Source organism: Nodosilinea sp. E11 (assembly GCF_032813545.1).
GTDB lineage: Bacteria > Cyanobacteriota > Cyanobacteriia > Phormidesmidales > Phormidesmidaceae > Nodosilinea.
In genome coordinates this window covers 5,286,557-5,312,662 of the sequence record NZ_CP136520.1, presented here as the reverse complement: position 1 = coordinate 5,312,662, position 26,106 = coordinate 5,286,557, and the positions used below count along the sequence as shown (strand labels likewise).

At 59.6% G+C, this 26,106-nt stretch carries 24 protein-coding genes; 7 read left to right on the top strand and 17 right to left on the bottom strand.

The features are described 5' to 3' along the window. Positions 1–394: 394 nt before the first annotated feature. Together RRF56_RS25710 and RRF56_RS25705 are read left to right on the top strand one after the other, a co-directional pair. Positions 395–1,510, top strand: a complete 1,116-nt coding sequence (locus RRF56_RS25710) for an imelysin family protein (protein WP_317036002.1) — start codon at positions 395–397, stop codon at positions 1,508–1,510. Then, positions 1,507–2,904 (top strand): di-heme oxidoredictase family protein, encoded by a 1,398-nt coding sequence (locus RRF56_RS25705; RefSeq protein ID WP_317036001.1) that lies wholly within the window; start codon positions 1,507–1,509, stop codon positions 2,902–2,904. Before RRF56_RS25710 ends, RRF56_RS25705 begins: the two co-directional genes overlap by 4 nt. Positions 2,905–3,154: 250 nt before the next feature. Here the strand turns inward: RRF56_RS25705 and RRF56_RS25700 are convergent, their stop codons facing one another. Then, positions 3,155–4,810, bottom strand: a complete 1,656-nt coding sequence (locus RRF56_RS25700) for a Ppx/GppA phosphatase family protein (RefSeq protein ID WP_317036000.1) — start codon at positions 4,808–4,810, stop codon at positions 3,155–3,157. Between the two features lie 220 nt (positions 4,811–5,030). Between RRF56_RS25700 and RRF56_RS25695 the strand changes: the two genes are divergently transcribed. Continuing rightward, a complete protein-coding gene (locus tag RRF56_RS25695; protein WP_317035999.1) occupies positions 5,031–6,431 on the top strand; it encodes an FAD-dependent oxidoreductase in 1,401 nt (466 codons plus the stop codon). Between the two features lie 78 nt (positions 6,432–6,509). Here RRF56_RS25695 and RRF56_RS25690 read toward each other — a convergent pair whose 3' ends face one another. The 5 genes from RRF56_RS25690 to RRF56_RS25670 all read right to left on the bottom strand — a co-directional run bounded on the left by RRF56_RS25690 (position 6,510) and on the right by RRF56_RS25670 (position 11,069). Beyond that, complete coding sequence (locus RRF56_RS25690; protein ID WP_317038379.1) at positions 6,510–6,938, bottom strand: thermonuclease family protein; 429 nt, start codon at positions 6,936–6,938, stop codon at positions 6,510–6,512. Then, on the bottom strand, positions 6,931–8,544 hold the full coding sequence (locus RRF56_RS25685) for an IS5 family transposase (RefSeq protein WP_410510506.1): 1,614 nt from the start codon (positions 8,542–8,544) through the stop codon (positions 6,931–6,933). The genes RRF56_RS25690 and RRF56_RS25685 overlap by 8 nt, the downstream gene beginning before the upstream one ends. A gap of 105 nt (positions 8,545–8,649) precedes the next feature. Then, positions 8,650–9,153, bottom strand: a complete 504-nt coding sequence (locus tag RRF56_RS25680; protein ID WP_317035998.1) for a thermonuclease family protein — start codon at positions 9,151–9,153, stop codon at positions 8,650–8,652. 121 nt (positions 9,154–9,274) lie between these two features. Continuing rightward, positions 9,275–9,688: a fasciclin domain-containing protein gene (locus tag RRF56_RS25675; protein WP_317035997.1), complete on the bottom strand. Its 414-nt coding sequence runs from the start codon at positions 9,686–9,688 to the stop codon at positions 9,275–9,277. Positions 9,689–9,773: 85 nt separating this feature from the next. Then, positions 9,774–11,069, bottom strand: a complete 1,296-nt coding sequence (locus tag RRF56_RS25670; protein ID WP_317035996.1) for a CO2 hydration protein — start codon at positions 11,067–11,069, stop codon at positions 9,774–9,776. A gap of 94 nt (positions 11,070–11,163) precedes the next feature. Here RRF56_RS25670 and RRF56_RS25665 point away from each other — a divergent pair, with 94 nt between their 5' ends. Then, positions 11,164–11,592 (top strand): NUDIX hydrolase, encoded by a 429-nt coding sequence (locus RRF56_RS25665; RefSeq protein WP_317035995.1) that lies wholly within the window; start codon positions 11,164–11,166, stop codon positions 11,590–11,592. Positions 11,593–11,751: 159 nt separating this feature from the next. Here the strand turns inward: RRF56_RS25665 and RRF56_RS25660 are convergent, their stop codons facing one another. Beyond that, a complete protein-coding gene (locus tag RRF56_RS25660; RefSeq protein WP_317035994.1) occupies positions 11,752–13,317 on the bottom strand; it encodes an NADH-quinone oxidoreductase subunit M in 1,566 nt (521 codons plus the stop codon). 77 nt (positions 13,318–13,394) lie between these two features. Continuing rightward, positions 13,395–15,248, bottom strand: a complete 1,854-nt coding sequence (locus tag RRF56_RS25655) for an NAD(P)H-quinone oxidoreductase subunit F (protein WP_317035993.1) — start codon at positions 15,246–15,248, stop codon at positions 13,395–13,397. 458 nt (positions 15,249–15,706) lie between these two features. Between RRF56_RS25655 and RRF56_RS25650 the strand changes: the two genes are divergently transcribed. Further along, a complete protein-coding gene (locus tag RRF56_RS25650) occupies positions 15,707–18,037 on the top strand; it encodes a tetratricopeptide repeat protein (protein WP_317035992.1) in 2,331 nt (776 codons plus the stop codon). A gap of 5 nt (positions 18,038–18,042) precedes the next feature. Here the strand turns inward: RRF56_RS25650 and RRF56_RS25645 are convergent, their stop codons facing one another. Continuing rightward, positions 18,043–18,705 (bottom strand): DUF2834 domain-containing protein, encoded by a 663-nt coding sequence (locus tag RRF56_RS25645; RefSeq protein WP_317035991.1) that lies wholly within the window; start codon positions 18,703–18,705, stop codon positions 18,043–18,045. Between the two features lie 263 nt (positions 18,706–18,968). On the opposite strand from RRF56_RS25645, the gene RRF56_RS25640 reads away from it, so the two are divergent. Continuing rightward, positions 18,969–19,961 (top strand): pentapeptide repeat-containing protein, encoded by a 993-nt coding sequence (locus tag RRF56_RS25640; protein WP_317035990.1) that lies wholly within the window; start codon positions 18,969–18,971, stop codon positions 19,959–19,961. After that, entirely contained in the window at positions 19,961–20,314 is a 354-nt protein-coding gene (gene cutA / locus RRF56_RS25635; protein WP_317035989.1) for a divalent-cation tolerance protein CutA, read from the top strand. The genes RRF56_RS25640 and cutA overlap by 1 nt, the downstream gene beginning before the upstream one ends. Positions 20,315–20,343: 29 nt before the next feature. Here cutA and RRF56_RS25630 read toward each other — a convergent pair whose 3' ends face one another. The 8 genes from RRF56_RS25630 to RRF56_RS25595 form a co-directional block, all read right to left on the bottom strand. Continuing rightward, positions 20,344–21,009, bottom strand: coding sequence for a Na(+)/H(+) antiporter subunit B (locus RRF56_RS25630; RefSeq protein ID WP_317035988.1), 666 nt, complete (start codon positions 21,007–21,009; stop codon positions 20,344–20,346). Beyond that, positions 21,006–21,650: a DUF4040 domain-containing protein gene (locus RRF56_RS25625; RefSeq protein WP_317035987.1), complete on the bottom strand. Its 645-nt coding sequence runs from the start codon at positions 21,648–21,650 to the stop codon at positions 21,006–21,008. Before RRF56_RS25625 ends, RRF56_RS25630 begins: the two co-directional genes overlap by 4 nt. Then, a complete protein-coding gene (locus RRF56_RS25620; RefSeq protein WP_317035986.1) occupies positions 21,640–21,921 on the bottom strand; it encodes a monovalent cation/H(+) antiporter subunit G in 282 nt (93 codons plus the stop codon). Before RRF56_RS25620 ends, RRF56_RS25625 begins: the two co-directional genes overlap by 11 nt. A 3-nt stretch (positions 21,922–21,924) precedes the next feature. Then, on the bottom strand, positions 21,925–22,185 hold the full coding sequence (locus RRF56_RS25615; protein WP_317035985.1) for a hypothetical protein: 261 nt from the start codon (positions 22,183–22,185) through the stop codon (positions 21,925–21,927). Beyond that, on the bottom strand, positions 22,182–22,571 hold the full coding sequence (locus RRF56_RS25610; RefSeq protein WP_317035984.1) for a cation:proton antiporter: 390 nt from the start codon (positions 22,569–22,571) through the stop codon (positions 22,182–22,184). The genes RRF56_RS25615 and RRF56_RS25610 overlap by 4 nt, the downstream gene beginning before the upstream one ends. Beyond that, positions 22,556–24,001 (bottom strand): cation:proton antiporter, encoded by a 1,446-nt coding sequence (locus tag RRF56_RS25605; protein WP_410510698.1) that lies wholly within the window; start codon positions 23,999–24,001, stop codon positions 22,556–22,558. The genes RRF56_RS25610 and RRF56_RS25605 overlap by 16 nt, the downstream gene beginning before the upstream one ends. Before the next feature lie 217 nt (positions 24,002–24,218). Then, the gene (locus tag RRF56_RS25600; protein WP_317035982.1) at positions 24,219–25,676 is read right to left on the bottom strand and encodes a cation:proton antiporter; all 1,458 of its coding nucleotides are present in this window, start codon (positions 25,674–25,676) and stop codon (positions 24,219–24,221) included. Beyond that, positions 25,673–26,008 carry a cation:proton antiporter subunit C gene (locus tag RRF56_RS25595; RefSeq protein ID WP_317035981.1) on the bottom strand — a complete coding sequence of 112 codons (336 nt, stop codon included), beginning with the start codon at positions 26,006–26,008 and terminating at the stop codon, positions 25,673–25,675. Before RRF56_RS25595 ends, RRF56_RS25600 begins: the two co-directional genes overlap by 4 nt. Between the last annotated feature and the right edge of the window lie 98 nt (positions 26,009–26,106).

Below are 26,106 nucleotides of genomic sequence, written 5' to 3'. Positions count from 1 at the left end.
CGATGGAAGTAGACCGAAGAATTTTTGACCTTTACCACAATCCTGGCGGGGCCGTGAATTAGCGCCAAACAGGCGGTGCATTTCCATTGCTCGAATAGCTTGACCTTTTTGAGAGTCTATGTCAATAGTAGAGGGTGTTTGGCATGCCTTGGAAGCCCCTACCGTTTGGCGAGACAACTAGATCTAATTCGCTAAATGCCTTACCTGACAGGACTTTCACCGCTTTTCCTTACCTTCTGGGAGATCATTCCCTGAAGCTTCTCCATGGGTTTAGTTGATAATGACCAATACGAAAAATAGACTGAAAGTTTGGGTTGGGTTAGGCACCTACGCGCTTGTGAGTGTCGGGGGTGCAGCTATACCTGAGGCAGCCGAGGCTGAGGCCGGAACCGCTTTGGGTAACCAAGCTGCCCTGTGTCGGCCCATCGCAGTCGATGGCGGCGGTGAGGGCGGTGAAGGGGGCGAGGTGATTGAGCCACAGCCCGCGCCGATTGCGCCCGTGGTACTGACTCCAGAGCAGCGATTTCGCGATCGCCGGATTGTCACTGATTTTGTCGATCGGCTGATTGTGCCGAACTACCAGCAGCTTACCCAGCGCTCGGGAGACCTGTCTGAGGCGATCGCCACTTTTAGGCAAACCCCCACCGAGGCGACCCTGGCCGATGCCCGCCGGGCCTGGTTGGCCACTCGCCAGCCTTGGGAACAGAGCGAGGCCTTTGCCTTTGGCCCGGCAGCCTCTCTGGGTCTCGATGCCGAACTGGATGACTGGCCCTTGAATGAGACCGACGTTCTGGCGGTGCTGAATAGTGACAATGCCCTCACCCCCGACTATGTAGCAACGTTGCAGACCAGTCAGAAGGGATTCCATGCGATCGCCTTTTTGTTGTTTGGCACCAACGCTGACAAACCCTTGAGTGCCTTTACTGAGCGGGAGCTAGACTACTTGACGGCGATCGGCCCGGTGTTTGATGCAACCGCCAATGCCCTATTGCTGAGCTGGACCGAGGGAATCGACGGCTACCCAGCCTACCGGGAAGAGTTTGTCAAAGCCGGGGAGAGCAGCGGAGCCTACCTGACGGTGCAGGATGCCGGAGAAGAAATTGTGCAAGGCATTTTGGGGATTTTAGATGAGTTGGGCAATGTCAAAATGGGCGAAGCCCTGGCTAGCCAAAACCCATTTTTGCTGGAAAGTCGCTTTGCCCAACACTCCCTGCAAGACTTTGCGGACAATCTGCGCAGTGCCCAAAACGCCTACCTGGGCCAGTTCCCTGCTAGTAACTCGCAGGGGCGCGGGCTACAGACGTTTGTGGCTTCGGTAGACCCGGCCCTAGATGCTGAGATTCAGGCCCAGATGCAGGTGGCCCAAGGGGCGATCGCCGCTATTCCTGGCCCGATTGAGATAACGCTGTGTGACCCCAGCGCCCGACCTCAAATCGAAACGGCCATGGCAAGTGTCTTGACTCTGTTTAACACCTTTGAACAGCGGGTATTGCCCCTGGTGCAGCAATGACCTGGACGCAACAGCTCAGTCGCTGGCACCGCCGGGGGACCTTGGCACTGATGGCGCTGATGGCGGGGGTGCTGCTGTCGGGACTGCTGCGATCGCCCGCCTATTCCCAAACCCCTAGACCCCAGGCCGGGGGTGACACCACCATCTATAGCCGCACCTCCCACGCCTACGAGCAGCCCGCCCCTAACCTCGATGCCCCGTGGGCCGCCCGCCATGCTGCGGGCGATCTGGCCTTTGAGGCCGCCTTTGTCACCGCCCCAGCCCCAGTCAACCCCGGCCTTGGCCCCCGGTTTAATGGCACGGCCTGCGCCGGGTGCCACATCAAAAACGGTCGCGGTCTGCCGACCAAGGGGCAGCGAGTGGTGCGGGTCAGCCTGCCCACGCCCGCTCAGGGCAATGTACCGCCTTTGGCCTACACCCACGAGGCCGAACCGCCGGGGGCCAATGCGCCGCCAGTCCCTGGCCTAGGTAACCAGGTGCAGGAGCAGGCCGTCTACGGCTATGCTCCCGAAGCAGTGGTACAGCTCACCTGGCAAGAGCAGGGGGGTATCTACGGCGACGGCACGAGCTATAGGCTGCGATCGCCCCAAATCCAGCTCCTTACCGCTGACGGCACGCCCCTCCCCGACGACATCTTGATCTCCCACCGCATTCCCCAGCCGGTGTTTGGGGTGGGCCTGCTCGAGGCCGTACCCGAGGCGGATATTCTGCGCCAGGCCGACCCGGCTGATCGCGACGGAGACGGTATTTCAGGGCGACCAAACCGGGTGTGGGATGGCGTGCAGCAGCGCCTTACCCTGGGCCGGTTTGGCTGGAAGGCCAACACCCCCACCCTATTGCAGCAGTCGGCCTCGGCCTACACCAACGACATGGGCATCACCAACCCCCTCTTTCCTGCCGCCGATGGCCAGCAGGACATTGACCTAAAGACCCTGACCGCCGCCACCGTCTACGTGCAGACCCTGGCTGTGCCCGCCCGTACCCTGCTCGACGACCCCCAGGTGCAGCGGGGCGAACGCCTGTTTGCCAGCGCCCAATGTACCGCCTGCCACCTGAGCGAACTCCGCACCGGCCCCCATGAAATTCCGGCCCTGGCTCACCAGACCATTCACCCCTACACCGACCTGCTGCTCCATGACCTGGGACCAGGGTTGGCTGACGGTCGGCCCGACTTTGCCGCCTCCGGCAACGAGTGGCGTACTCCGCCGCTATGGGGTTTAGGACTAGCCCAAACCGTGCTTCCCTTTGCTGGCTATCTCCACGATGGCCGCGCCCGCACCCTCGAAGAAGCGATTCTCTGGCACGGCGGTGAAGCAGAACTGGCCCAGGCGACCTTTGTCGCTATGGCCCCAAACGACCGAGCGGCACTGGTGCGGTTTTTGCGATCGCTTTAAAGAACAGGGATATCGGGTTTTGGGTATGCGGGCTGGTCTTTTGCCGTTGCCTTGCACCTGATACTGAATCCGACCTGGCTAGCCCCGGTTGGGTTAGGCAAACACCGTTTGGCCCCGACGTAATCCGCCTAGAGATTGCCCCCGCGAAAGCGTGGGGCAATCTCTAGGCGGGAATGATCACCGTCAACGTCTGTTCTAGTGAATAACGTTTGTTCTGGTGAATAACGTCTGTTCTGGTGAGTAATGTGGGCTAGCCGGTGACGAGTCGAGCCTCCAGCTGCACTTCAAAGACCTGCTCAAAGTACTCTTTTTTGTAGTCTAAATTCCATAGTTCTGAAGCGCAATCGTCACTGGGCTTGGCCGGCTCAACCTCAACATGGAGCCGGTGGGCATCGGCGTCAACATGGCAGTGAATGCGTTTAACCGCGCCAATACCCCGGCGATCGAGGGCAACGGCAATGCGCAGCAGGGCACTGAGGTGAGTAATCAGTTGCCGGTGGTAGCGGGTGGGCAGGTTGCGGTAGTTGTCATGCTTTTTCTTGGGGGCGCTTTTGCGGTGGTAGCGGGCAATATTGGCAATTACCTCAAGTTCGGTTTCGGTGTAGCCCAGCAGTTCGCCATGACGCACCAGATAGTAAGAATGCTTGTGGTGCGACGAGTGGCTGATGAAGTGACCGCAGTTGTGAAGAATGGCAGCGGCCCAAAGCAGTTCTTTTTCGAGGTTGCCCCAGGTATGTAGACTGCCTCGGGTTTGATCAAACAAATCCATGGCAAACTGGGCCACTCGCTGGGAGCGTTCGAGATGCACTTTATATTTTTTGGCGGTTTTAAGCACGTTGCGCTGTCGCACCGACTTTTGAAACTGCATGCGGTCTTCGATCAGACCGTGGGTGAGCATCCAATCGACGACGACGCCTTCCCGCAGGGCGCGTTCGCAAATGGTAATGCTATCTGCCTTCAACAGCCCCATGGCTTCGTGGAGAATCACCGCCCCGGCGACGATGATTTCGGCGCGGCGCGGCGACATTTCGGCCATGGCGAGCCGTTCGGCGTAGGTGGTCTTGCGCAGGGTTTCGACCAGCTGCGAAATTTCGGCGTAGCTCATTTGAAAGCCGTTGAGCGGGTCGGGCACTAACCCCAACCGCTGAATCGCAATCTGGGCCGCCAAACACTCGATGGTGCCCGAGGTGCCCATCAGCTGCATCGGTTCTTCCGGGGCGAGGTGATGTTTGAGCCCGGTGGTGTTGGGTTCTAGCATGCCTCGCACGTAAGCCCGCAGGTCAATAAATTCGGCGTCTGAGATGGGGTCGGTGGAGACAAATTGAGCGGTGAGGCGCACGGCCCCTACTTTAGTGCTGCTGAGAAAGCGGTGGGGCTCGCCAGTGCCCAAAATTAGCTCGGTGGAGCCACCGCCAATGTCAATAATGCTATGGGGCTGGCCGTTGAACTCGACCCCGGAGAGCACCCCGAGGTAAATGCGCCGGGCTTCTTCGGTGCCCGAAATTAGGTTGATGGCCAGCCCCACGTCTTGGTTGACCCGCTCGATGAAGGCTTGGCCGTTGCTGGCTTCCCGCACGGCGCTGGTGGCAACCGCAACGACATCTTCGGCCTGAAGACTGGTGGCGATCGCACAGCAGCGTTTTAGCGCCTTAATCGCCCGCTCCATGGCGGCTTCCGACAAACCGCCGGTCTCTTCGTTGAAGTCGCCCAGGCGCACCGTCTCTTTTTCGCGATCGACAATGGTGAAGGCGGGCAGGTCGGGCTGAATTTTGACCACCACCATGTGAATGGAGTTGGTGCCCACGTCAATGGCCGCGAGGATGCGATCGCCGGTAATTTCTGGCGGAGCAAAGTTTGAAAAGTCGGTGACTGTGCTCAACTCGCGGGTCGAGGTAATGGCTGTCATGGTGCGCCCATACTGCTTTTGCTTCAGATTTTACCTGGCTAGCTGCCCTCCATTGGGCGGCTGAAAAAACTTTACTCAGATTAAATACAAGTTAAAGACAAGCCGAAACCTAGATTATGGGGTTCGAGGATCGCCAGCAGAGCCCCAGCAACCTAAAGCCCTGCGCCGTCTCTCTCCCGGGCTGGCGCTAAACTCATGGGGAACAAACGATGGGGAAACCATGACCGTCGATTACGATGGGGTGATTTTAGGGGGTACGGTGCAGGGACGCGAGGCCGCTGCTCTGGCAGTGCGAGAGGGCGCGCGGGTGGCTTTAATCGAGCCACCAGGAGCGGTGGAAAACCACATTCGCCAACAGATTGGGCTCACGGCATTAGCCGGGGCCGGGGCGAGGGCTGATTGGGATGGCCTCAAGCATCACATCAGCGCCTTAGAGGCCGTCGCCTACCCCCACCTGAGCCTTGACCGGTTGGCCACCAGCGGTGTAGATGTGGTGCTAGAACCGGGGCAGTTTAGCCCCCGACCCCAGCTGGCGGTGACGACGTCGACCCGCAGGCTCAGATCCCGTGGCTACCTGCTCGCCCCCGGCAGCGAGGTCACAGTCCCTGCCATTCCAGGGTTGGCGGGCACCCCCTACCTCACCCTCACCACCCTGCTCAAGCTAGCGTCGCCGCCCGAGACGGCGATCGTGCTGGGGCGCAGCGGAACGGCGATCGCCCTAGCCCAGGCCCTGGCTCACCTCGGTACCCGCACTACTCTGATCACCCGAGGCAAGTCCCTTCTCCCCACCGAAGACCCGGATATCTCAAGTTTTGTGGCGGCTCTGCTAGAAGCGGCGGGGGTCACGCTCTATCTAAACCTGTCCTTGGCGGCGGTGCAATACAACGCTGGCTTCGAACTCGCTCTCGCTGATGGCCAGACCCTCTCGACCTCGACCCTGGTGCTGGCGACCGCATCCCACCCCACCTTAGAACACCTCAATCTACGCAGCATCGGCATTCAGCCCCGCATGACCCAGGGCAATATAACCGCTGTGCCCGTAGACGATCGCTTAGTCACCGCCCACCCCCGCGTGTTTGCCTGTGGCCCAGCCCTCGGCGGCTACTGGGCCGAAGCAACCGATCACCAAGATGTGGCGATCGCCATTCGCAATGCCCTCTACCTGCCGCTGCGCAAGCTGTCTTTGCTCAACCGCATGGCGCTGCTCTACACCACGCCAGAATATGGGCGGCTTGGCCTGACCGCCGACCAGGCGAACCGCTACTACGGCAGCGAGGTCACAGCGGTACAGGTGCCCTTTGGCCAACTGCTCAAGCCCCACTACGGTGACGACATCACAGGCTTTTGTCGGTGGATGGTGCGCACAGACGGGCAGATTTTGGGGGCTCAAATCTGCGGCCCTGGGGCCAGCGAATTGCTGCACACCGTGGCGATCGCCATTCACCAAGGCATTCCAATTCAGCGGCTAGATCGGGTGCCAACCCTCGCTCATAGCCACGCCGCCATGGTGGCTCGCATGGCTGATACCTGGCAGCAGCAGCGCTGGCACCAGGGCACCTGGCGACGCGACTGGGCCGAGAATTGGTTTAACTGGCGGCGATCGCGGCGGCGGCGATGGTAGGTGATAAAAAAATATTGGCCTCTGGTAGGGGCAAATAGCGGTTGCCCAATGCAGAAACTTGTCCCTACAAAAACCGCCTTAGCGCAAGCTTTCGCAGGCGATACCGTCCTTGTCGCCATCTAAACGATGGGGGTCGCCGGGGAAGGCATTGAGCACCGCCTGGGCCTGTTCCCAGGTAGTGAAGTCGCTGCAATTGCAGTCGGTGGCAACGCAGGCTGGCAACCCGGCAGGATCAGCAGCGGGAGTCGGCGTAGCGGCTGGGGGCTGGGCAGGGGTAGGGCTTGAGGATGAGCCACCCTGGCGAAAATCCCAGGGCAGGGTGGGGTTGGCCTGACTCCAAAAATTGCGGCGGGCGGCGCGGGCCTCGGCCTCGGCCTGGCGGTAGTCGGCAGCGGTAGCGGCGCAGCCTGAAAGGTATTGTTCGTAGACTACGGCATAGCCCTCGCGCACCAGCTGTAGGCCTACCGACTGGCCATTACTGTAGGGCTTGCTGAAAAAATCAGCAATTTGGGTAACAGAGCTGCGATGGGGTTGCCTGAGCGAGAAGACTCAGCCACCCCCTGGTAGCTGAGTCAATCCAACGAGATCGCCCCCGGTTTCGACGTCCCCTTGGCGAGACAACGGCCGCCAAGATAGCGATAAAAAGGAGTCTCAACGCCTGGAGACGGCGCTCCAGGTTCATCACCAGAAAGGTAATGGCAATAGCGGTTTCAGCGCTAGGGGCCAACTTAGCCATGACCCGAGCCAAACTGAACCGCCGCTTGCCCTGGCCAAACTTGCCTTCGACGGCATTGCGAATCTTGGCATCGGCTTGAGCTTGCCGGTCCACCTCAGCTCTCGCCCCTGCCTTCGGTCGTCCTAAGGGTGGACCACTGAGGCGAATGCCGTGGGCCTTGCACCAACTGCGATTGACACGAGTGCGATAGATCGCGTCGGCATGGACTGATTCAGGATAATAGCCGTGGCGAGCCTTGTACTGCTCCACCTGGCGGGGTAAGTCAGCGGCTTCGTGATACGCCTCCCAATCGAGGCGGTCAAGGGAACAGTAGCCCGATACGCAGCTTATCGAAATTTTGGCCCCAAATTCGACCGGAGTTCCGGCTTTACCCCGGACAATAGGGCGCACATGGGGCTGAGCCAAACTGACAATGCGGTGCTCAATACGCCGTTGCCGGTGTTGATAGAGATGCCACTGTTGCCGATAGACCTCCTGAATCACCAGCAGACGTCGGTACCAAAAGCGAGGCAAGACACTTAAGGGTGCCCCACCTGACACCAACCGTCGGATATGGCCCAAGTTGCGGCGTAGGTAGCGCAGTTGTTGACCGATAGCCTTCCGGATGTGTCGTCGAGTGGCGCGGCGTTGTTTCGCCACCTTGAGATAGGCGCGACGCGCCTGCTGCCGGTAGGTCCGGGGTTTGCGCATCCTCGGTTGTGCTATCGCGTCATAGAGATAGTCGAGAATGCGTTCACTGCTGGCTCGGGCCGCATTGAGCAGATGCAGGTCAGTGGGATAGTGAATATCAGCCGGAGCCACACTGGCATCAAGTATCAGTTGGCCCTGATTCGGTGGTGGTGGCTCATCCTCATCATCTGACTCGTTTGATGAGGACGGCTCAGAGGCTGATGACGCCTTAACTGGGGTCTGCGAGGCACGGCTTTCGGCGGCCGTCTCGCCGGGCTGGACCGCAGGCGTAGCCCGCTCAGCCGCCAACGCGTCCTCGACGATTCGAGCATTCACTTGATTGACCAACTCCAGACTCAATCGCTGCCGAAAGTGGCTCAGCATTGAGGCCTCAAACGGGGCCTGGTCGCTGTACTCATGGAATCCCAGAAAGTATTGCAAATACGGGTTCTCGCGGATCTGCTCTACCGTCTCGGCGTCAGTCGTGCCCAGCCGTTCTTTGATAATCAGTGCGCCCAATGCTATGCGAAACGATTTGGCTGGGGCTCCTTGGCTCTCGCTGAACTGCTCGGCATAACTCGATTCAAAGGCCTCCCAGGGGATAAGTTCCGCCAGTTTCACCCAGCGGTTCTCACCGGAGAGTTTGCCCCCAAACGGCAAATAGAAGTCTTCAAAACTCAGTTGGCCTGGGCTAAGACGGCGGTACATCGGCAATCAGGTGCAAGGGTTTTGGCCCTATCGGGCGATTTTCCTTGCACTTTATCACCTCGGATCCACTCTGAACACTCCAACCTACAAGCCTCTTAGCCTTTTTCAGGAAGCCCTACTGTAGAGTTCAGCCACGGTTCTGTCGTAGCGATCGCGCTCAATCGCCCGCACCTCTACCGCTTGCCCGGTGGCCAACAACTGCCGCAGCCGCAGCGAGGCCTCAGAGCCAAAGGCCTGATTACTTTCGGGAGCATCGATACAGGCCAGACGCACAGTAATTGGGCCAGTTTGCCCCTGCACGCGTAGGGTATCGCCATCGCCCACCGAGACTACGGTGGCGGTGGGCAGGGTTGTGGCGGCGGATTGGGTAGCGTAGGTCAGGTTTGGTTCGTCTTCCTGTCGCTTTTGCTGGGCGGTGGCAAACTCCGCTGGGTCTGGCCGATCCTCCGACTGTGGCTCTACCCTTGGGGAAGAACTATTAACCCTTGCCCCTGGCTCCGAAAGGGCGATCGCATCACTGGGGGGCGGGGCTGAACACCCTGCGACCAAAACAACTAGCCCTAGCGCCGCCATACCCCGGGTGAAGGGCAATCCCAGCAATAAGCGCATTCCACAGGGTTGAAACATAGTCGGAGCCAAGGGCGCAGCAGTCCATCATATTAACGGCGGTCACCCCGTCAATTCCGGATAGTTGTGCCCAGTCAGGCGACTATTCAGCTAGGTCTGGCGCTCACCCCATCAAAATCACGTTATCGAGCACGTGGATGATACCGTTGTCGGCTTCAATGTTGGCGGCAAGCACCGTGGCATTCTTTACCTCAAAGCCACCGTCACCTTCAAAGGGGCCAGCGATCGGAATCGGCGCGCCTTCCAGCGATTCCACCGTCCCGAGTTTGATTAACTCGTCCTTGGTGTACTTACCCGCCACCACATGGAACTTGAGAATGCGGCCCAGTTGGGGCGGGTTTTGCACCAGGGTTTGCACCGTGCCGGGGGGCAGCTTGGCAAAGGCGGCATCGTTGGGCGCAAACACGGTAAACGGGCCAGGGCTTTGTAGCGCTTCGACCAGACCCGCCGCCTGGACGGCAGCGACCAAGGTAGAGAAGCCTTCGTTATTGACGGCGATATCGACGATGGTAGGCATAGGGGTGGAGGGGTAGGGGGGGTAGGAGGTAGGGGCGCAGAGGCGAAGATCCCAGGGTTCTTAAAGAACCCTGGGATCGGTTGGTCTAGCGATAGCCCTGCTGCTGAATGTCGCGCAGGCGAGCTTCGGGCCGCACAAAGCGATCCATCTGAGCCTCAAAGAACTGGCGATTGGCCATCAGGTGGCGAGGGTTTTGGTCATCGAGGGGGTAGAGCAGGGCGGTGCGCAGGGCCTGAATCACCGCCGAGGTGACATTGTACATCGATCGCTGAAAGGTAATCCCCAGCTGGATCAACATGTCGTCTTCGCCCCGGCAGTGCTGGTTGTAGTAGTCGAGCAAATAGGGCGGCAAAAAGTGCAGCATGTCCTGCATCAGCAGGGTGGGGGGAATGCCAGCGCTGCCGACAGGGAAGACATCGGCGTAGAGAATACCGTAGTGAAAATCGTTTTGATCTGCCGGTACTTGCCCCGCCTGGGCATTGTAGGACTTGGTGCCCCGGAAGGGAGCAGTGCGGTAAAACACCGCTTCAACGTAGGGTAGAGCCGCTTCGTAGAGCCAGGTGAAGCCGCAGGATTTGGGGATCAGCTCAAAGCATTCGTTGCCCACGTAGACATGGTGGTAGATGGGGCGACCGGCGACGGCAAAGATACCGTTAACCAAGAAATCCATGGCGTCGGGTACGCCCGCAAAGCCGCCTTCGTCGTAAATGTCGCTCATTTCAAAGAAGACGGGGGCCATCACTTCCCAAAACAGGCCCAGGTTGGAGTAGTAGGAGAGTTCGCGGCACTTTTCGTAGAACATTTCGGGGAACAGCTTGTGTAGCCCCAGCATGGCCGGATTGCCCTTGAAGTAGGCCCGAATGGCGCGATCGCACGCTTCCTTGTACTCATCGGTGTACAGGTAGTCGTTGAACCGACCACCCATGTCCTGGTGCCACAGCATCGCCCGCATGCAGGCCTCGGCAAACTCCATATTGACGCGATCGTGCCAAAGGTGAAGAAACAGTTTGGGCAGCTTGCGCTTAGTTTCCCCTTTGGCCATGAACTCTAGCAGCTCGGGGTGAGCGGTGGCCTCACCGCGCCAAATCCGCAGGTCGGCGGTGTCGCCCGCGTAGTGGTTGTGCAGATCCAAATACTCTTGGGGCAAAAAGTACTTGAAGGCGGGCACGGGGTTGAGAAATACCCGCTCAGCAATGTAGAGCAGATCGCGCCAGTAAAAATCCATCGGCACTGCGTAGGCCTTGTAGATACCGATGATCTGCATCAGGTTTTCCGGCGTATCCGGCAGCATCGACCCGCCCGACTCTAGCCGGTGAACCACGTCGGCGTGGGGATGCGTCGAGGGGGGAATCAGGGGTTTGGTTTGAGTGAGGGTAGGCATGGGATTGGATGGGTAAGGGGGGTAGGAAGTAGGGTGGGCACTGCCCACCATCCAAACTGCTGTAGGCTAAATTCGTTCAATCGGGACGTTTGCTATGGGCAAAAAAGCGCGGATTCGGCCAATTGCTATCTGTCTGCTGCGGCGAGGGGAAGAGATTTTGGTGCATGAAAGCTACGACTCGGTGAAGGGGCAGGGCTTTGCGCGGCCTCTGGGAGGCGGCATTGACGTTGGCGAAACCAGTGCCGCAGCGGCGATTCGCGAAATCAAAGAGGAGCTGGGGGCCGACATTACCGGGGTGAATCTGCTGGGCATCGTGGAGAACATCTTTATCTACGAAGGCGAGCCAGGACACGAAATTGTGTTTGTCTACGATGGGCGGTTTGTGGATGAGTCACTCTACGAGCGCGAGAGTTTGGATGTGGTAGAGGGAAAGCGGCAGTTTAAGGCGGTATGGCGATCGCCCCAAAGTCTCCGCGCTGGCCCCCACTACCTGGTACCCGAGGCGATCTGGACCTACCTCTAACCGCTACCTCCCATAGGATGGATTAGGCCCAAAATCCCCTGCGCTGATACCACCTGATGTTGTCTTGCCGTAATGCACCACTTCCAAGATTCAGGCATTGGGGATGTTGCGGGATGGGATGGTGCATCGCTGCGCGGATGCACCCTACGGGGCGATCGGTTAGGGCAGGGTTGGCAGGGTGGCGATGGGGAGGGAGATGGTTTCATCTGGACCCACCTCTGTGGGTAATGTCTCGATCGCCTCGTCAGCCACCACATCCTCGGTCACCAGCGGAAACGCTGCCACCATGGCGCTGGCCGTAGATTCGCCCCACTTCACCAGCCAGTTGGGCTGAATGCCAAGGAAGAGAATGAGTCCGGCCAGAATGTAGGCGGGCAATTTCTCAGAAAAGGTAACCTTCGGGAAGTAGGCGATCGCGTTATCTAGCCGCCCAAAGCAGGTGCGGTTGAGCAAAATCACGAAGTACACCGCCGTCAGGCCTGTGCCAATCACCCCCAGCAGGGTCTGCACCGGGTACACCGCGTAGCTGCCCTGAAACACCAGAAACTCGGTGACAAACCCCACCAGGCCGGGGATACCGGCGCTGGCCATGCCCCCCAGCACCAGCAGAGCGCTGACCATGGGCAGCCCCCGCACAGGGTTCATCAGGCCGTTGAGCACATCGAGATCGCGGGTGCCCACTTTGGTTTCGATCACGCCGACCAGGTGAAACAAAATCGCCAGAATAATGCCGTGGGAGACCATCTGACTGACGGCCCCGGTCAGCGCCAGGTCGGTCATGGCTGCGCCGCCCAGCAGCACGTAACCCATATGGCCAATCGAGCTATAGGCCACCATGCGCTTGATGTCTTTTTGGGCGATCGCCGTCACCGCCCCATAGAGCACACTCACCGCCGCCCACCCGGCCAGGTAGGGTGAAAACTGCGCCCAGGCATCGGGAAACAGCCCCAGGCCAAAGCGCAATAGACCATAGGTGCCCAACTTGGCCAGCACCCCACCCAGCATCATCGCCACTGGGGTACTGGCCGACACATAGGTATCGGGCAGCCAGGTGTGAAACGGCACCAGGGGAATTTTGATCCCAAAGGCCACCAGCAGCAGCCCCAGCAGCACCCCCTGCCACACCATCGGCAGATCGTGACCCATCACCGCATGGTAGGTAAAGTCTTGAGCCCCACTGAGCCACACCGTACCGAGGAACCCAGCCAGCATTAGCGCTCCCGACAGGGCGGTGTAGAGCAAAAACTTAGTGGCCGAGTAGGCTTTCTTCTCGCCGCCCCAGATGGCGATCAGCAGGTACAAAGGCACCAGCTCGATCTCATAGAGCAAGAAGAACAGCATCAGGTTTTGGGCCACAAACGCCCCAGCTACGCCGCTGCTCACCAGCAGCAGCAGGCTATAAAACAGCCGGGGTCGCTCTAGGTGAGGGGCACTGCTCCAGATCGCAATCCAGGTGATCAGGCTGTTGAGCGCCACCATCAGCAGCGATAGCCCGTCCATGCTGAGTTCGTAGTTGAGCCCTAGAGCTGGCAGCCAGGGCAAAAACTCGTGGAACTGAAAGCCGCCAAAGGACAGATCAAACTGGGTAAATAGCCAAATGGTCCACAGCAGGGCGGCACCGGCGCTAATCAAGGCCCCGGTGCGGGCTTGCTGGCCAGTTAGGCCGGGCCAGAAGCCAATGGCGATCGCGCCGAGCAGAGGGAGAAGTAAAAGAGGGGTGAGCATGGACGGGGATGGGTAGGGGGTGGATGGGTAGGGGGTGGATGGGTAGGGCGGTTTTACGGCTTCACAGTCTCACCGGACTAGAACAGCGCCGTCAGGGCGTGCCAGTTCATCAAAACTCCCAACCCGGCAACGCCCAGGGCGATGGTGAGCACGTAGAACTGAAGCTGGCCGGTGTTGCCATACTTAAGGGTTTCACCGCTAAACAGGGAGGCGAGGCCGACAGCATTGACCAGACCATCGACGACGTAGCGATCGAGCCAGTCGGTCAGCCGCGAGAGCAGGTCTACCCCCAGCACAAAGGTATTGCGGTAGAGCTTCGGTGTGTAGAAGTCGTAGGCCAGCAGGTTTTGCAGGGGCTTTTTCACCAGACCAGCCGGGTGCTCGACCACGCGGTTGACGTAGAGCAGCGTGCCGATCGCCGCGCCCAGCAAACTCGACCAGGTCAGCAGCAGAGCCATATCTTGGCTGATCTCAGCCCAGGCGGGCAATAGGTGGAACTGCCCCATGAGCAAAGGCAGGTGCAGGGTAAAGCCCGCCACCAACGCCATAGGCAACACAATCAGCCAGATCGGTTCGGGCGATCGCAGGGTCATCTGCTGGGTCTGGCCTGCAAAAATCAGGCCAATCATCCGGGCCAGGCTAAAGGCCGCCAGCCAGTTCACTAGCAGCACCAAGGCCACCAATAGGCCGCGATCGCTCTGCCAGAGCCCCGACACCAGCGCAAGCAAAGCCCAAAATCCACCCAGGGGGGGCAGCGCCACCAAACCCGCCGCCGCCGCCATCATCGCCAGGGCCGTGACGGGGCGACGCCCCCAGAGCCCGCCCATCTGGGTTAAATCTTGGGTCGTGATATTGATCACAATCGAACCGGCCCCCATCACCAGAGCCGCCATGCTTAGAGCATAGATGAGCGCTAACAACAGCGCCGCCTGAGGCTGCTGAGCGCCGACGGCGATAAACATCAGCCCCATATAGGCGCTGCTGAGGTATGACAGTACTCGCTTGATGTCAACCTGAGCAGCAGAAATCAGGGTTGCACCGATGGCGGTGACAGCGCCTACGGCGATCGCAAAGGCCGAGGCCGTTGACGACAGAGCAATCACCGGTTCCAGCTTCACCAGCACCCACACGCCGGTAGACACGACCACTGCATTGCGCAGAATCGTACTGGGCAGCGGCCCTTCCATTGCCTCGTCGAGCCACAGGTGCAGCGGAAACTGAGCGCACTTGCTCATCGGGCCAGCAATCAGCCCGATGCCAATTAAGGTAATCAGACCCGGGTCTACATTGGCGGTCTGGGCCCAGGCTCCGAGTTCCCGGTAGTCCCAGGTGTGGGCTAAAGGATAGATGGCCAAAACCCCCATCAGCAGCACCAGGTCGCCCACCCGCTTGGTCAGAAAGGCATCGCGGGCTCCGGTCACCACCAGCGATTGGTTGTACCAAAAGCCCACGAGCAGGTAGGTACCCAGGGTCAAAATCTCCAGCAGCATGTAGGAGAACAGGAGGGAATTGCACAGCACCAGGGCGCACAATCCGGCCTCAAACAGGGCCATCATGGCGAAAAATCGCCCCCAGCCCCAGTCCATTTCGAGATAGCCCACGGCGTAGATCTGCGCTAGCAGATTAAGCCCGGTAATCACCACACAGGCCCCCAGGGTGATGGCTGATGCCTCTAGGGGAATAGTGAGATTGAGCCCCGACACCTCGAGCCAGGGGGCAAAAAAGAACTGAGGTGATGACTTTCCCCAAAAGGCCAAAAACGCCAGCAGGCTGTGACCCAAAGCCAGAGCCGTGGTAACAATATTGATATACCCAGCCGGCCGCGGCCCGGTGCGGCGAATCATCGCTGGCGACCAGGGAATGGTCAGCAGCGCCCCGAGCAGCGGGTAGAGGGGAATTAACCAGCTGGTTTGGGCCAAAATTGGGGTCATAGTCGAGAAAACCTTAGGCAGAAGGACAGCAACGGCATTGCCTAGCCAGGGAGGGCGGCGTTTTCACTCAATCCCTAGGCAACAAGGGTTGATTGACAAAGCTCAATCAAAACGCCAGCTAGATAGACTTGAACCTATTCATTAGAGTTTAGCCAATGCTAGACCCAAAAAGGAAGCCATAAATTGGTTGACTACAATTTGGTTTTCATTCCTGATTGATAATTTTCTATAATCACTCCCGGTCTACACACCTGCGATCGCTCAGTCTCAGGGTACTTTCCCCCGGGGCACTTTAAAAAATTATCCTGACGCTGCGATCGCAGTCTGAAGAATAGACCAGTAGCGGTTTCGCCCCCCTGACGCCCCCTCAGCCACCGCGATCATTGGGTAGAGCCTGTCTGGCCCAACCCATTCACTGCAAGCCGTCCGCAGCTTTAAAACTTCATCAGGGATCTAGCATGGCCGATAACCATTGGTTGACCCGGGCCGAACGCGCTCTAGTCGTTGGGTCTGGCATCGGTGCCGTAGCATCTGTTACCGCTCAAAATATTGCCTTGACCTCGGCACCGCTGACGGTGCTGGTCGCCATTGGGCTGCTCAACCGCAATCGGGTTGAAAAGCAGCTTGAAGAAGCTCAGGAAAAGCTCGCCCGTCAGCATCGCCAGACTGGGCACCGCCTCACCAACCTCAGTAAGCAGGTCACCGCCCTACCCTCGCCAGAAGCGCTAACCAATTTTCAGCGGGCGGTAATGGAGCGCAATAATCACTCGTTTATTCGGTTTTCTAAACAAATTGAGGCGCTCAAGACCCACGTCGATCAGCGGATTGAGGCGCTGCCCACCCCTGACCTCAGCCCGATCACCCAGCAAATTGCCCAGCTCCAAGAGCAGGCAGCGGCGGCCCAGTTGGGCTTTGACAACGTCAATACTTACATGCAGCGGTTAGTGACCACCCCTCGGGTAGAAGCCGCCGAAAACAAGCTCTCCCAAGTTAAGACCGACCTCATGCAAACCCGCGTGAGCTTAGAAAATCTGCGCTCCGAAACGCGCACCCTGGTCAGCAACCTCCAAGCGGCCCTAGGCCAGCTAGACCGTCGCTGGCTGGAGTTGCCCCAGGCCACTGCCCCGGGGCAGCGCCCTACCGAAATCGGCGACATGGTAAAAGCCATAGCCACCCTGGTACCCCAGTCAGAGTTTAGTCAGCTGGTAGACCATGTCAAAGACCTCACCCGCCAGCAAACCCGCCTTGAGCAGGCGCTGACCAAAATTCCGGTGGGCACGGTAAATGGGTTACCGGCACCACCCCACAGCACCGCCGAGCTAGAGCGGTTGACCGCCGAGGTGCAGCAGCTTCAGCAGCAGGTGAGCCGCCAAGAAACCGCTGGCCACACCCAAGAGCAAGTGCAGCAAGTGGTGTCGCAGTATTTGGGTCAGGTAAAGGCCCAGGTGGCCCAGCTAGAGGGGGTGACGCGATCGCTCTCAGACCGCCAGCAGCAGCTGACTAACCAGCTGGTGACCGCCCCCACCGACACCGCCAACCGCAAGGCCCTTCTACAGCTGGCGCGGCGGGTACAGCAAACCGAAACCAGTCTTCAAACCTCGCTCCAAGCCTCTCCCCAGCCCCAGGCCTTGCCCACCCTTCAGCCCGACTGGATTATTGACCTGCCGGTGGCGGCCGCCACCGAACCCCAAGCCCTGGCCAGTCGCCAGGCTCTGGAGGCGGCCCTAGCCACGGCTACCCGCCGGGTACTGCTGGTATGGCCCTGGGCCAGCTACGTCACCATTGACGACGGGCTGCTTCAGGGGTTTACCCAACTGCTCGAACGGGGCGGTCAGCTCGAAATTGGCTGGTGCCATCGGGGCGATCAGCACGATGGCCGTTTGGCCTGGCGGATCAGCCAGCGCTGGGGTACCGAGTCGAGCCAGCTCCAGCAGCTGCGAGTCGCGCTCAATCAGCTATTGCCCCTGCGGGAAAACTACCCCGATCGCTTCAAGTTTAGAATTATGGGCACTGCCGAGAGTTACCTGGTGTGCGACAGCGGCGTCGGTGCCCCCCCCGAGCACACCTACGCCATTGTCAGCCTCAAAGCTCTGGCTACCCAAAGCACCGCCATTCCCGATCTCGAAGCGAAACTACGCACCGCCGAGCCCGCCGTGGTGCAGGCGCTGATTCAACGCTTCCACGACCCGGCAATTCTCCCAGGTGATGCGGTCGCGTTCTTTAATCGGGGGACGACCCGCCACGACCTGCGCGACCAACCCGGTGCGATCGCCGACTACAGCCAATTGCTCAGCCTTCAGCCCAACCACGCTATTGCCTTTAATAACCGGGGGGTAGCGCAGCTAGAGCTCAACCAATTAGAAGCCGCCGAGGCCGACTTGAGCGAGGCGATTCTTCAAAACGGCAAACTGTTTGCGCCCTACTGCAACCGGGGCTGGCTACGCCTTGAGCAGCACCGCTATGCCGCCGCGATCGCCGACTTTACCCAGGCGATTACCCTCAAACCTCACTACCCTATGGCCTACGTGTATCGAGGTAGCGCCCTGCAAAAGCTGGGCGATCTAAAGGGGGCCGTGCGCGACTACAGCGATGCGATCGCCTGTGGCGACCCGATTGCCCTGCCCTACTGCTACCGCAGCGCCGCCTACCAAAGCCAGGGCGACCAACAGCGGGCGATCGCTGACCTGGAGCGGGCTAGCGCCTACCTAGAGGCCCAGGGCGATCGTCAGGGGCTGTCGTCGGTGCAGCGCACCCTGGGTCGGTTGCAGAGCATGGCGGCCAGGGCATAGGCTGTTTAGCCTACAGTCACTCCCTCAGCCTCCGAAACCTCCGCCAGCGGGGGTCGCAGGGTTAGATACAGGCACGCACCCACCAGCGGCAGCGCCAGCACCGCCGCCGTCACCCAGGGCTGACTCAGCCCCCGGCGAGCCATGTCATCCTTGAGCAGCACCGGAAACAGCAGCCACAGGGCACAAAAGTCGAGCGACATGACGTTAATGAAGCGGCTGGTCTGCCACTGCTGCCAAAAATCGGGCCAGTCTCCTTTAAGTAATGCAAAGCCAGCCAGAGCGATCGCCCCCGCCGTCAACAATGCTCCCAGCCAGCGAGCCTCCAGCAGCCGCAGCAGCGCATTTTTAGAACCGCTAAACTGAGGATTAGGCTGCCGTAGGGCGAGGTAGGGCAGCAGGGCAAAGGCCCCTACCGCAAAGGACATCACCACAAACGGCCAGGCCCGCAGCTTCTGCCCCTGGCCATCGACGAGAGCCACCGCAGCGTAGACTACTGGCCAAAGCCCCATAGCGTTGAACACCGCCACAACCACTGGGTTAATGCCATCCCACGCGCCCGTGGACAGCCGAAAAATCAAATCAACGGTATCGGGGCGATCGGGGGGAGCCAGTATAAATGCATACAGAACAAACCCTAGCCATAGGCCCCAAAAAATAAATCGTTTCATGCTCAGACAAGTGCTAAGTTTTTCACCAAATTATCAAACAAAAGCAATGAAGACTGTTAGCCTCAAAAAAAGCAAATAAGCTGTATTCAAGTTGCTCAGCCCCCAACAGCGGCAATTGTTAAAAAATAATTAATCACATTTTGAACCGTAAACTTATGTAGACAAGTCTTAGTTAAAGAAGCGTTAACCTTACTCATAAAACTCATTTTCAATGTTGTTTTTATACCGCCATTTAGACCGCTGACCCCCTTTGGGACCGTATCGTGCCATTAATAGCCCCCCGTGAGTCTGCCACTTCTCCGGCTCACCACCGTAGCATTATGCACATTAAATATTTTCTCGAACTGTACGAGGCCGGCTACCGCGACTTCACCGGTATTAGCCTGGCCGGTGCCGACTTTAGCCGTCACATTCTAGTCGAAGTCGATCTCAGCCGTGCCAATCTCAAAGGGGCCGATCTCAGCCGCTCCTTTCTCACCCAGGCCAACCTCGACCACGCCGACCTCAACTGGGCCAACCTCAGTTTCGCCAAAATGAGCGAAACTCGTCTAGCCCAGGCCGATCTCACCAAGGCCAACCTGCGAGGCGCGTTTTTGGTGCGGGCCGACCTACGCAACGCCCAGCTCAGCGGCTGTGACCTGTGCCATGCCAATCTGCGCCAGGCTGACTTGCGCGGAGCCAACCTCTGTGGGGCCAACCTGACCGGCGCTAATTTGCGGGGCGCTAACCTGAGCGGGGCCAACCTTTCCTGGGCCTACCTCACCGGGGCTCGGCTCAGCGGGGCCGACCTTGAGCGCACCCGCATGGAAGCGACCAACCTCGAAGGGGCATGGCTCAATGGGGTAGACCTGCACGGCATGAATCTGGCCGGGGTCAACCTCAAAGAAGCCAAGCTCAATGGGGCCAACCTCAACCACGCCAACCTCAGCTCCGCCAATCTTGCCCACACCACCATGCGCGGGGTAAGCCTGGTAGGGGCCAATCTCAGCGGTTCCGATCTAACTGGGGCGGTGCTGTGGAACGGCATTCTCGACGGGGTTGACCTATCGCGGGCCGACCTCACCCGAGCTCACCTAGGAGAAGCCTCGCTCAAGGCGGCGGTCGTGGTGGGCACTGAGTTTACTGAATCGGTGCTACCCGCCGAAGCCCGCGCCTACCTCTATGACGCCGTGCAGGGCGAAACCCGCTGGACCCACCGCTCCGCCCGCGAAACCCTCAACCAGTCACAGTTTGTCGATCGCATTCCCCTTCAGTAATGGCCGCTTTGGAGACTGCATTCCCCTCTAGCAATCCTTCGTTGGGAGTTGTATTGGTCACGGCGGGTTCAGAGGCCGAGGCCACTCACCTGGCACGCTATTTAGTAGAAGCACGGCTAGCCGCCTGCGTCAGCCTGTTTCCCATGCAGTCTATCTACCGGTGGGAGGACGAGGTGCAGACAGAACCAGAGTGGCAGCTGATCATCAAAACCGATCTCAGCCAGTTTGAGCAGCTTACCCAGGCCGTGACTCAACACCACAGCTACGATGTGCCTGAGATCATTGCGTTGCCCATCGTCAATGGGTTTCCCCCTTACCTGACCTGGCTTCAGGCCCAGAGTCAGCCGTCTTAAGCTTTGGCACAACGTTGCCGTGGCCTTGCCTACAACAGCCCCCGGTAGCGAATAAACAGCAGGGTGATGGCCCAAGACCCCAACGCCACCTTGAGAGCCACCAGCACATTCATCAACGGAATGACGCCGCCGCTAAGCAGGGTACCAAACTGGGCCGGCGGCAGGCTAAACCCCAACAGAGTGAACACTGCTAGCGCAATAAACACCAGCACCGACACTTTCTCCCAGGTAGCGGCGTGCCAGCGTTCATAGATCGCCTGCATCCACTCCGGCGAGGCAGCGGTGATGGCAATCAGCCCGATCGCCGTCCCCCCCGCGACCCCCGCCGCAAACCCGCCGCCAGGGCTGAGGTGACCGCGAATGGCCAGTTCGATCCCCACCAGGGCCGCGATGGTTGCCCCGAGGCGAGCCAGCACAATCGAAGGCTCATCGTCAAATCTGTAGAACGAGGCCGTGGGGGTTTCGTCGGCCAGTAGGTACTTGGCTCCCATAATGGCGATGGTAAACACCACCACCTCAAAAATGGTGTCGTAGAGGCGATTGCGAAAGATAATGCCCGACACCGCATTGGGCACGGCGCTCTCGCTGACGATCGCCTCGGCGATTTCCATCTCTAGCCCCTCAGCGACAGGGTCAGGAAACACCACCATTTTGATAAACAGCAGCACCCCGGCTACCAAATAAACCCACTTCATCCCTGTTCCTCCATCACTAGTGGGGGGGTTGCCAATTGATGGCGATCGCCTTTAAGCATCGTGATGTCTGCCATGACCGGCGGTAGCTCTAGAACAAATATCTCGTAGAGACGCGGCACTCGGGTGATGATCTGGTAGGGGGGCTGAGTCGGGGATGTGTCCGCATCGCTCTGCGCGGCCTCTGCCTCTACCTCATCACCGCCGTTGCCTCGGCCCAGCGCCCCCAGGCTCAAGCAGCTGCTGTGGATAGTCTTCTCAGCCAGAGCTTGCTGTAGGGCCTCTTTATCGGCGTAGGGCACCAGCTCCAGCCGCAGCTGGTAGCGCTTTAGCATGGCCCGCAGGTAGTCGAGCAGCGGCTGCCATTGCAGATTGTCTTTAACCCCGTCGCCCTCCAGCACCCCCAGGCGCATCACCAGAGACGATCGCACCGCTACCGCGTAGAGCGTAATCGCCAGCATCGTGCCCACCAGAGCCTCGGTCAGAGCCACATCGGCCCCGCCCAGCGTCGCGTAGACCAGCGCCGCCACCGCCCCTAAAATGCCCCGCATCACCAGCGCCTGGTAGGGGTTTTGCTGCACAATCACCATCGTCCCCGCCAGGGGCAGCAGCAGCACAATCGCGTAGACATAGTTAGCCATCATAGCTGCTGTCCCCCGTCGAGCAGTAGGCCAGCACGTAGCCCAGTACCGTATTCCAAATCGCCAGGGAGATCAGCGCCAGCACTAGCAGCGGCCATTCCTGGGGAATGCGCAGCAGCAGCCCAAATACGATCGCCATCGACCCCAGGGTGTCGGCCACCGACAGCCCATGGAGTTTGTATAGCACTGAGCGCCGCCCCAGCAGCGGCCAGGTGCCCCAGTACCAAAACACTAGGCCAATCACAATGCAGGTGTAGCTGAGAAAGTGAATCATCCCTCACCGCTCCATTACGTCGTTAACCCGTTTGATAATTTGGGCCAGCAGCATCAGGGCCGCATTGCCCACGCTGAGAATAATCACGCCCACCACGCCGATCATCCAGTCGTCTTGCAGCACCGCAATCACCAAGATCATCACCGAGGTTTTGGTGGCAATGCTGGCAAAGGCCAGCATCCGCTGCCAAATGTCTTCGTCTTGCAGCGCCTCAATCATCGGAATCAGCAGCGCGCCGATCATCGCAATCAGGATCAGGGTCATGGGTTGGGCCTCCGGCTAATACGGTGTACCTCGTACCAGCCCTGCTCGCGGTAGTGCTGCACGATGGTTTTGGGCGTAAAGGTGATCAAAAAGATATCGAGAAACAGCAGGCCTGGGCTGCGGCGAGGCTTGGCGCGATCGACGGTGACCACCTCGTGGCGGTGGGGCCGCACCATAATCTCAATGGCCTCGGCGTAGGCCTGGGGAATCGCCACTACCACCTCCCCCAGCGTACGCAACCAGTCTTTGAGCGTGCCGAGATTAGTCAGCCCCCGGGGCAACAGCAGCGATACCGTTACCCCAATTAAGATGTTTGCCCAGCTGAGATCAGCGGTGAGCAAAAACCAGATCGTCAACCGCAGCAGTAGGTTTAAATAGCCAGCCATGACCACACCATCCAGAACAACACCACTAAGGTCAAACTCATGCCGCCAATCAGATGCTCAAAGCTCTCTAGCCCCCCAGGCAGAGCAAACCTCACCCGCTTCACCAACAGCTGATGAATGGCTAAACCACCGCCGATGGTAGCCAGTGCCGTGAGCAGCTTTGGCCCGGTGTAGGCCTCTAGGTACACCACATTGGCCAGAATGAGTGCCCCCAGCAGCACCATCAGTGCCGTCCACAGCCCGGGCTTGGCGACTGGTTTCTCGTCGCGCTGGTGGGGCAACACCATAAACTTGGCGTAGATCACCGCTGTACCCAGGGCCGCCAGACCAAGGAGATTGCCCTGCCAGGGTAGGACGTACTCTAGGGTGAGCGCCTTGGCCCCAAAGCCGAGGAATAGGGGGCAGCCTGCGATCGCCAGACTGCCCGCCATCAGCGGCAGCCACAGACTGGTAGCCATAGGCCGCTGCTGCAGCACCGTCAGATCGCGGCTGGGCAGGTTGCCCACGGTCAAAAACAGCGCCGCTTTTACCAGCCCATGGGTTAGGGCGTAGACCCCCGCCACCGGGGGGGCCGCCATCACCCAGCCCACCTGAGACACCGTGCTCAGGGCCAGCACCCGCTTAGCGTCAGTTTCGACCAGGGCGTAGGCCACCCCCAGCAGCGCCGTGGCCACCCCAAAGGCCCGCACCAGCGGGTCGAGTTCCTCCACCAGCAGGGCAAAGCGCACCAGGGGAAACACCCCCGCCTTCACCACCACCCCCGACAGCAGGGCTGACACCGGGCTTTCGGCCTCGGCGTGGGTGAGGGGCAGCCACAGCCCCGAGACAAAAATGCCCCCCTTCACCAGCAGCCCCAGCACAATCAGCACCACCGCCTCAATCGGGGCACCGCGCAGCCCCGTAAAAGCAAAGGATTGGTGAGCCTGGTAAACCAGCGCCGCCCCCATCAGGTAAAACAGCATGGCCGTGTTGCTAATGAACAGGTAGCGCAGGGCTACCCACAGGGTGCGGTCTTGGCGCGGGTAGGCAATTAGCAAAAACGCCGCAATGCCAATCACCTCTAGAGCCACGTACAAGCTAATAAAGTCGGCGCAGATAAAGGTGGCATTGATGCTGCCGTGGAGAATGATCGCCTGGGTATAAAAAAAGGCAGTCTTGCCCGTATCCCAACAGTAGAGAATCACCGCCGCCGTCACCAAGGCATTGGTGAGAATGAAATAAGCGCTGAGCTGATCGGCCAGCAGGGTGACGCCAAAGCTATCCAGCAGATGCAGATCGAGGGGGGCAGGCTGACCAAGCAGGGCCACAGCATAGGCCAGCGAGGTCAGGGTGACAGCCAGGGTGAGCAGGCGCGCTGCCTGGGGCAGCAGGTAAACCGTAAACCCGACGAAAAAGGGCAGCGCCATCCAAACAATCGTCATGCCGGTCATTGTGTCGGTCATTGGCATCTCCTTTGGGGCACCGATTGCCCCCCTGGCCCCAACCCAACTAGCCCGAGGGCAACAGAGGTGTCTGAGTCCAGATCAAAGCCCACTACTCTGTCCAGTACTCTGCGGCATAGGGCAGCCAACGGTTCCTTGCACCCGACACCCGACACCCGACACCCGACACCCTTAACAAGGGTTGTCACATTTCTGCCAGCCAGTACTAGGTAATTGACCATGACCACACCATCCAAAACAGCACAATTAGCATGACCCCCATGCCCCCGAGCAAATGTTCAAACGCCTCAGGACCAGCGGGCAACTCCAGGGCAGCGGGCCGTCGAAGCAGGGCGTAGACGAGCCATCCAGCCCCGATCAACACCAGCGCCTTGATTAGCTTGGCCCCGCTGTAGGCGTCAAGGTAGGCGACATTGGCCGCGATCGCCCCCCCCAGCAGCAGCCCTAAGGCCAGCCCTAGGCCCAGCGGCACCTGGGGCCAGCTCGATGTCTGCGCGCCGCCCCGATGGGGCAAGCTGATCAGCTTGGCGTACACCGCCGCTGTACCAACCGCCGCGCCGTTCATCGCCATCCCCTGCCACGGCCCCAGCGCTTCTAGGGTCAGGGTCTTGGCCCCAAACCCCGCCAGCAGGGGCGCGCCCGAAATCGAAAGACCGCCCAGGGTCAGCGGCAGCCACAGGGCCGTGGGCATAGGCTGCTGCCGCAGGGTGGCCAGGTCGCGCTGGGGCAACTGCCCCACCGTGAGAAACAGTGCCGCCTTGGCCAGACCGTGGGCCAGGGCATAGAAACCGGCCACCGCCGGAGCTACCAATAGCCAACCCAGCTGCGAGAGAGTGCTACAAGCCAGCACCCGCTTGGCGTCGGTGGCAGCCAGGGCATAGGTCACCCCCAGCACCGCCGTAGCCACGCCAAAGGCCTGCACAATCGGCTCAAACTCCTCCAGCACCAGGGCAAAGCGCAGCAGCGGAAACACCCCGGCTTTTTCTACCGCCCCCGACATCATGGCTGAGATCTGGCTCTCGGCGGCAGTGTTGGTGGCAGGCAGCCACAGCCCCGAGACAAAAATGCCGCCCTTGGTCAATAACGCCATCAAAATCAGCGCCGGGGCCTCGGCAGGGGCACCACGCAACCCCTCAAAGGCAAAGGACTGGTGGGTGCGGTAGACCAGCACGGCCCCCACCAGGTAAAACAGCATGGCGACATTGCTAATGAACAGATAGCGCAGAGCCACCCACAGGGTGCGATCGGTGCGAGGGTAGGCAATCAGCAGGAAGGTCGTCATGCCCACTACCTCCAGAGCCACATAGAGGCTGATCAAATCAGCACAGATAAAGGTGGCATTGACGCTGCCGTGGAGCACGAGCAACTGGGTATAAAAAAACTTGGTCTTGGGACCGTCCCAGCTGTAGATCAGCACCGCCGCCGTCACCAGGGCATTGGTGAGAATGAACCAAGCGCTGAGCTGATCGGCCCACAACGCCACCCCAAAGCTGTCGAGCAGCCGCAGGTCGAGGGGAGCAGGCCGGGAAAATAGCGCTGTGGCGTAGGCCACCGAGAACAGGGGAATGCCCAGGGTCAGCAGCCGTGCCGCTGAAGGCAGCAGGGGAATGCTGAACCCAATAAACAGGGGGAGAGCGATCCAGAGAATCGTAAATTCAGTCATCGCCGATACTCCTCCTCAATGGCGCTAGTTTCCAAGGTCGGGTTATCGCGGGCCAGCTTCATCACCCCCACCAGCATCAACGCCTGAATCGAGAAGCCAATCACGATCGCCGTCAAAATCACCGCCTGGGGCACCGGGTCGGCATAGCCCTCCTCCACCAAGCCCGCCACAATTGGGGTCCGCACCCCCGTTCTCGCCGCCACCAGCACAAACAGGGCGATCACCCCAGTGCTCATGACATCCATAGCAATGATTTTCATCACCAGGTTTTCTTTAAAGATGATGCCGAAGAAACCCAGCAAAATCGTGGCGTAAACGCAGGCGTGGAGCATGGCGGGGAGGGGTGGATGGGTGGGGGGTGGATGGGTGGGGGGTGGATGGGTGGGGGGTGGGTAAAGAAGTAAAGGAGTGAAGAAGTAAAGAAGTAAAG

Excerpts from the sequence above, each read along its gene's own strand:
- RRF56_RS25705 (WP_317036001.1), top strand. The coding sequence starts at position 1,507 with ATGACCTGGACGCAACAGCTCAGTCGCTGGCACCGCCGGGGGACCTTG.
- RRF56_RS25700 (WP_317036000.1), bottom strand. The coding sequence starts at position 4,810 with ATGACAGCCATTACCTCGACCCGCGAGTTGAGCACAGTCACCGACTTT.
- RRF56_RS25695 (WP_317035999.1), top strand. The coding sequence starts at position 5,031 with ATGACCGTCGATTACGATGGGGTGATTTTAGGGGGTACGGTGCAGGGA.
- RRF56_RS25685 (WP_410510506.1), bottom strand. The coding sequence starts at position 8,544 with ATGTACCGCCGTCTTAGCCCAGGCCAACTGAGTTTTGAAGACTTCTAT.
- RRF56_RS25680 (WP_317035998.1), bottom strand. The coding sequence starts at position 9,153 with ATGCGCTTATTGCTGGGATTGCCCTTCACCCGGGGTATGGCGGCGCTA.
- RRF56_RS25675 (WP_317035997.1), bottom strand. The coding sequence starts at position 9,688 with ATGCCTACCATCGTCGATATCGCCGTCAATAACGAAGGCTTCTCTACC.
- RRF56_RS25670 (WP_317035996.1), bottom strand. The coding sequence starts at position 11,069 with ATGCCTACCCTCACTCAAACCAAACCCCTGATTCCCCCCTCGACGCAT.
- RRF56_RS25665 (WP_317035995.1), top strand. The coding sequence starts at position 11,164 with ATGGGCAAAAAAGCGCGGATTCGGCCAATTGCTATCTGTCTGCTGCGG.
- RRF56_RS25660 (WP_317035994.1), bottom strand. The coding sequence starts at position 13,317 with ATGCTCACCCCTCTTTTACTTCTCCCTCTGCTCGGCGCGATCGCCATT.
- RRF56_RS25655 (WP_317035993.1), bottom strand. The coding sequence starts at position 15,248 with ATGACCCCAATTTTGGCCCAAACCAGCTGGTTAATTCCCCTCTACCCG.
- RRF56_RS25650 (WP_317035992.1), top strand. The coding sequence starts at position 15,707 with ATGGCCGATAACCATTGGTTGACCCGGGCCGAACGCGCTCTAGTCGTT.
- RRF56_RS25645 (WP_317035991.1), bottom strand. The coding sequence starts at position 18,705 with ATGAAACGATTTATTTTTTGGGGCCTATGGCTAGGGTTTGTTCTGTAT.
- cutA (WP_317035989.1), top strand. The coding sequence starts at position 19,961 with ATGGCCGCTTTGGAGACTGCATTCCCCTCTAGCAATCCTTCGTTGGGA.
- RRF56_RS25630 (WP_317035988.1), bottom strand. The coding sequence starts at position 21,009 with ATGAAGTGGGTTTATTTGGTAGCCGGGGTGCTGCTGTTTATCAAAATG.
- RRF56_RS25625 (WP_317035987.1), bottom strand. The coding sequence starts at position 21,650 with ATGATGGCTAACTATGTCTACGCGATTGTGCTGCTGCTGCCCCTGGCG.
- RRF56_RS25620 (WP_317035986.1), bottom strand. The coding sequence starts at position 21,921 with ATGATTCACTTTCTCAGCTACACCTGCATTGTGATTGGCCTAGTGTTT.
- RRF56_RS25615 (WP_317035985.1), bottom strand. The coding sequence starts at position 22,185 with ATGACCCTGATCCTGATTGCGATGATCGGCGCGCTGCTGATTCCGATG.
- RRF56_RS25610 (WP_317035984.1), bottom strand. The coding sequence starts at position 22,571 with ATGGCTGGCTATTTAAACCTACTGCTGCGGTTGACGATCTGGTTTTTG.
- RRF56_RS25605 (WP_410510698.1), bottom strand. The coding sequence starts at position 24,001 with ATGACCGGCATGACGATTGTTTGGATGGCGCTGCCCTTTTTCGTCGGG.
- RRF56_RS25600 (WP_317035982.1), bottom strand. The coding sequence starts at position 25,676 with ATGACTGAATTTACGATTCTCTGGATCGCTCTCCCCCTGTTTATTGGG.
- RRF56_RS25595 (WP_317035981.1), bottom strand. The coding sequence starts at position 26,008 with ATGCTCCACGCCTGCGTTTACGCCACGATTTTGCTGGGTTTCTTCGGC.